The organism is Mycobacterium sp. TH-M82 (assembly GCF_057473605.1).
The window spans coordinates 1-5,525 of sequence record NZ_JBYCKY010000140.1 but is presented as its reverse complement, the minus strand read 5'-3'; the positions used below and the strand labels follow the sequence as shown (position 1 = coordinate 5,525).

At 65.5% G+C, this 5,525-nt stretch carries 5 protein-coding genes; 1 reads left to right on the top strand and 4 read right to left on the bottom strand.

Features of this window, described 5'->3' with window-relative positions:
* The 4 genes from AC2VON_RS04165 to AC2VON_RS04150 all read right to left on the bottom strand — a co-directional run.
* On the bottom strand, window positions 1–969 hold a 969-nt coding region (locus tag AC2VON_RS04165; protein WP_486951804.1), incomplete at its 3' end, for an FAD-binding protein.
* Window positions 970–1,006: 37 nt separating this feature from the next.
* On the bottom strand, window positions 1,007–1,837 hold the full coding sequence (locus AC2VON_RS04160) for a hypothetical protein (RefSeq protein ID WP_486951803.1): 831 nt from the start codon (window positions 1,835–1,837) through the stop codon (window positions 1,007–1,009).
* A gap of 58 nt (window positions 1,838–1,895) precedes the next feature.
* Window positions 1,896–2,207 (bottom strand): hypothetical protein, encoded by a 312-nt coding sequence (locus AC2VON_RS04155; protein ID WP_486951802.1) that lies wholly within the window; start codon window positions 2,205–2,207, stop codon window positions 1,896–1,898.
* A 207-nt stretch (window positions 2,208–2,414) separates the two neighbouring features.
* Window positions 2,415–2,852, bottom strand: a complete 438-nt coding sequence (locus AC2VON_RS04150) for an Hsp20/alpha crystallin family protein (protein WP_486951801.1) — start codon at window positions 2,850–2,852, stop codon at window positions 2,415–2,417.
* A 260-nt stretch (window positions 2,853–3,112) separates the two neighbouring features.
* On the opposite strand from AC2VON_RS04150, the gene nirB reads away from it, so the two are divergent.
* Window positions 3,113–5,525, top strand: a 2,413-nt coding sequence (gene nirB, locus AC2VON_RS04145) for a nitrite reductase large subunit NirB (RefSeq protein ID WP_486951805.1), incomplete at its 3' end; no start/stop codon positions are given.

The following is a 5,525-nucleotide window of genomic DNA, read 5'->3' as shown; positions in this document are numbered from 1 at the left end:
GGGCAACAGGTCCGGGGTGCGCCGGGCCGAGTCGTTGTCCTTGAGCCACTGGTCGGCTTCTTGCTCGGTCTCGGCGTACTGGCCTTTGAACACCGGTGGGATGTAGTCGAACATGAACCGGGTGCCCTCGGAGTTCTTCAGCACGCCGCCGTCACCGCGGACGCCCTCGGTGACCAGGATTCCCTTCACGCTCGGCGGCCACACCATGCCGGTCGGGTGGAACTGGACGAACTCCATGTTGATGAGCGTGGCGCCGGCGCGTAACGCGAGTGCGTGGCCGTCGCCGGTGTATTCCCAGGAGTTCGACGTCACCTTGAACGATTTGCCGATGCCGCCGGTCGCCAGCACCACTGCGGGCGCCTCGAATACGACGAACTGGCCGCTTTCACGCCAGTAGCCGATCGCGCCCGAAATAGCCTCCGTGGCATCGTCTTTGAGCAGCTCGGTGATGGTGCATTCGTGGAAGACCTTGATCTTCGCCGCGTAGTCGCCGAACTCGGCGTGGTCGTCCTGCTGCAGCGAGACGACTTTCTGCTGCATGGTGCGGATGATCTCCAGGCCGGTGCGGTCACCGACGTGGGCCAGGCGTGGGTAGGTGTGGCCGCCGAAGTTGCGCTGGCTGATCTTTCCCTCTTTGGTGCGGTCGAACAGCGCGCCGTAGGTCTCCAGCTCCCAGACGCGGTCCGGCGCCTCCTTGGCGTGCAATTCGGCCATCCGCCAGTTGTTGAGGAACTTCCCGCCCCGCATGGTGTCACGGAAGTGGGTTTGCCAGTTGTCTTTGGCGTTGACGTTGCCCATCGAGGCCGCGCAGCCGCCCTCGGCCATCACGGTGTGTGCCTTGCCGAACAGTGATTTGCACACCACCGCGACGGACAGCCCCTGCTCGCGGGCTTCGATGACCGCACGCAGGCCTGCGCCGCCGGCACCGATCACGACGACGTCGCAGCTGTGCCGTTCGACTTCAATCATGGATTCTTGGTTACCCTTCGGCTCCTGGAAGTGCTTATCAGCCAATAAATCTCAGGTCAGTGATGGTGCCGCTGGCCACCAGTGCGATGTAGAAGTCAGTCAGTGCCAGAGTGCCCAGTGTGGTCCAGGCGAATTGCATGTGCCGCCCGTTGAACCAGCTGATTCGTGACCACAGCCAGTACCGGACCGGATGTCGGGAGAAGTGGGTGAGCCGCCCACCGAAAACGTGCCGACACGAGTGGCATCCGCCGGTGTACGCCCACAACAACAGCACATTGCCGAGCAGCACGATATTGCCCAAGCCGAAGCCGAAACCGTGTGGGCCGCTATCGGAGTGAAACGCCACGATGGCGTCGTAGGTGTTGAGGGCGGCCAGCGTGAAGGCAATGTAGAAGAAGTAGCGGTGGCCGTTCTGGAAGATCAGCGGTAGCCGGGTCTCGCCGGTGTAGTGGGCACGTGGTTCGGGCACCGCGCAGCCCGCCGGCGACAGCCAATAGGCCCGGTAGTAGGCCTTGCGGTAGTAGTAGCAGGTGATCCGGAATGCGAGTAGAAATGGTAACACCAGCATTCCCAACGGGATCCACGCTGGAAAGTGTCCGAACCAATGACCCAGGTGGCTGGAGCCCGGCACGCACGACGCACTGATACACGGTGAGTAGAACGGCGTCAGGTAGTGGTACTTGTCCACCCAGTAGGCGCTGCCCCAGAACGCCCGGATGGTCGCATAGATGATGAACGCGTCCAGGCCGATGTTGACCCGCGTCGGCGAGAGCCACCATCGATCGGCGCGCAGGGTGCGAGCAGTTATCCGAGCACGGGACGGCGTGAAGACACCGGTCGCGGGCGGGTTCGCGGTCGGTGCGCTCATCTGGTGTGCTCCCCTTCTGCTTTGCTCTCGGGGGTGCTCAGGCGAGAGCACCCGGTAATCACGGGCCGGTATCTTCCTTGGCCGCCCCGGCCCCGACACCTTCGTCGTCGACGTCGCGCCAGAATTGCGCATCGTATGCGGTGTCCGGGACCGGAATCTTCTCGCCGGCGTGATGCGCGCCGTAGCGGGCCGGGCCCAGGTCGTCGGCGTCGGATTCGAGCAGTTCGACGCCGCTGAGGATACGTTCGGTGTCCACCGCGATGCGGCGCATAGCGGCAACGTCGTCATAGCGTGCCTTCAACGACGTCACGCAGCGTCGCAGATTGTCGATCAACTCGTGCAGCTCCGCGAGTTCGGCCGCGCTGGACAACGGACCTCCTCGGGCTGCTGATGTTACGAGCCACACTACGTCAACCGATGCTAGCCATATCCGGAACGCGACGTGAGGCCGATCACGTCCGGGGGCGACTTTGCACGAAAAGGCGCGAAAGCCCCCACACGCGGCGTGTGTGGGGGCTTTCGCTACGGGTATCCCCGGTTTGCGGGGGACTTTTCGCGAGTCCGGTTCTACCCGGTTCTACTTGGTGATCGCGATGCGCTGCGGCTGGGTGCCGGTGTAGACGCCGGCCACCCGGACGGTCAGGACGCCGGCGTCGTAGGACGCGGAGATCGCGTCGTTGGTGACCTGCGCCGGAACGGCGAAGGACCGGCTGAACGACCCGTAGCGCAGCTCGCGCAGGGTGCGTCCGTTCTCCTCGCTGGCGTGCTCGTCGCGGCGCTCACCACGGATGGTCAGGTGCCCGCCTTCCAACTCCACGGTGACGTCCTTGTCGACGTCGACGCCCGGAAGCTCCAGCCGGACCACGGCGTCGTCACCGTCTTTGGTGATCTCAGCGGCGGGACTGAAACCGCTCGGCGTCGGCACGAGCCAGTCACTGACCGTCGTGGGGCTGAAGAAGTTGCGCACCCATCGATCGGTGTCGAAAGGCCGCGGCCACAGTGTCAGGTTGCTCATTGGTGTCTCCTCGTTTCGGTGGTCGACCAGCCCGGTGCCGGTCCACTACCTCCTAAAACCTGAGTCGACTGCGCTAAAGTTCCATCGGTTGTTCGCTGTCGGTGAACGCGCCCCCGGGTAGGCGCCGGGGCCGGTGAGGATAAGGTCACGCATCTGTCACATAGGGCGACATCACGGCAACATCGTGTCTCTAGCCTCGGGCTGTGGCCCAAGTTGAAACCCCAGGTGGCGTCCGCGAGTTGGTGGTCGTCGGCCACGGCATGGTGGGCCACCGTTTCGTCGAGGCGCTGCGGGATCGAATTGATCGCAGCGACGGCGACGGCTGGCAGGTCACCGTGCTCGCCGAGGAGCCCGACGCCGCCTATGACCGGGTCGGGCTGACCGCCTACACCGACGGCTGGGATCGCTCCCGGCTGGCGCTACCGGGCAACGACTACTCCGGAGACTCACGGGTCCGGTTGCTGCTGAGGACCCGGGCCAGCGAGATCGACCGGGTGACGAAGTCGGTGCGCACCGCGGCGGGCGATCGGTATCGCTACGACACGCTGGTGCTGGCGACCGGGTCGCGTGCGTTCGTCCCCCCGGTGCCCGGTCATGACCTGCCCGGCTGCCACGTCTACCGCACCCTGGACGACCTCGACGGCATCCGCGCCGACATGGCGCACACGCTGGACGGCGGCCACACCCGCGCCGGTGTCGTTATCGGCGGCGGGCTGCTCGGACTGGAGGCCGCCGATGCGCTGCGCCGGTTCGGGCTGACCCCCCACATCGTCGAGATGGCGCCGTGGTTGATGCCCCAACAACTCGACGAGGCCGGCGGTGTGCAGTTGGGCCGGATGATCGCCGACCTGGGGATCGCGGTGCACGTCGGGGTGGGCATCGATGCGATCGAGCGCGTCGACCACCGCGACGGGGCCGGCACACTGCGGGTGCGGCTGTCCGACCGTACGGTGATCGACGCCGGCCTGGTGGTGTTCGCCGCCGGCGTGCGCCCGCGCGACGAACTGGCCGCGGCCGCTGGGCTCAAGATCGCCGACCGCGGCGGTGTGCTCACCGACCGGTCCTGTGTGACCAGCGATCCCGACGTGTACGCGATCGGCGAGGTGGCTGCTATCGACGGGCGGTGCTACGGGCTGGTCGGTCCGGGTTACACCAGCGCCGAGGTGGTCGCCGACCGGCTGCTGGGCGGGGCCGCCGAGTTCGGCGAAGCCGACCTGTCGACCAAGCTCAAGTTGCTCGGCGTCGACGTCGCCAGCTTTGGTGACGCGATGGGAACCGCCGAAAACTGCCTGGCGGTCGTCGTCAACGACGCGGTGAACCGGACCTACGCCAAACTGGTGCTCTCCGACGATGCCGAGACGCTGCTGGGCGGCATCCTGGTCGGCGATGCCTCCGCGTACGGGGTGCTACGGCCGATGGTCGGTTCGCAGCTGCCGAGCGACCCGCTGAAACTGATCGCACCGGCACAATCCGATGGCCGCACAGTCGCTTCAGGGGTCGGCGCGCTACCGGGATCTGCTCAGATCTGCTCCTGCAACAACGTCACCAAGGCGGAATTGGCCGACGCCATCGCCGAGGGTTGCCATGATGTACCGGCACTGAAGGCCTGCACAGCGGCCGGCACCGCGTGCGGTTCCTGTGTGCCGCTGCTCAAGCAGCTGCTGGAAACCGAGGGTGTGCAGCAGGCCAAGGCGTTGTGCGAGCACTTCAGCCAGTCGCGTGCCGAGCTGTTCGAGATCATCAGCGCTACTGAAATCCGGACCTTCTCCGGCCTGCTGGAGCAGTTCGGCACCGGAAAGGGTTGCGATATCTGCAAACCCACCGTCGCATCGATCCTGGCGTCAACCGGGTCGGCCCACATCCTCGACGGCGAGCAGGCGTCTTTGCAGGATTCCAACGACCATTTCCTGGCCAATATCCAGCGCAACGGCAGCGATTCGGTGGTGCCGCGGGTTCCCGGCGGTGAAATCAAACCGGAGCACCTGATCCTGATCGGCGAGATCGCCCAGGAATACGGGTTGTACACCAAGATCACCGGCGGGCAGCGCATCGACATGTTCGGCGCCCGAGTCGACCAGCTGCCGAAGATCTGGCGGAGGCTGGTCGACGCCGGCATGGAATCCGGGCATGCCTACGGCAAGGCAGTGCGCACGGTGAAAAGCTGCGTGGGCACCGACTGGTGCCGCTACGGCGTCCAGGATTCGGTGCAGCTGGCCATCGACCTGGAACTGCGCTACCGGGGCTTGCGCGCGCCGCACAAGATCAAGATGGGCGTCTCTGGTTGTGCGCGTGAGTGCGCGGAGGCGCGTGCGAAAGACGTCGGCGTGATCGCCACGGAGAAGGGTTGGAACCTCTACGTCGGCGGTAACGGCGGATTCACCCCTAAGCACGCCCAACTGCTGGCCGGTGACCTCGACACCGAGACGCTGACCCACTACATCGACCGGTTCCTGATGTTCTACATCCGCACCGCCGATAGGTTGCAGCGCACCGCGCCATGGATCGAATCACTCGAGGGCGGGCTGGATCACCTACGCGACGTCGTGTGCCACGACTGTCTCGGCCTGGCCGGGGAGTTCGAGCAGGCGATGGCGCGTCACGTCGAAAACTATTCCTGCGAGTGGAAAGGGGTGCTGGAGGACCCGGACAAACTAGCCCGGTTCGTGTCCTTCG

Coding starts and splice junctions, on each gene's coding strand:
- AC2VON_RS04160 (WP_486951803.1), bottom strand. CDS start 1,837: ATGAGCGCACCGACCGCGAACCCGCCCGCGACCGGTGTCTTCACGCCG.
- AC2VON_RS04150 (WP_486951801.1), bottom strand. CDS start 2,852: ATGAGCAACCTGACACTGTGGCCGCGGCCTTTCGACACCGATCGATGG.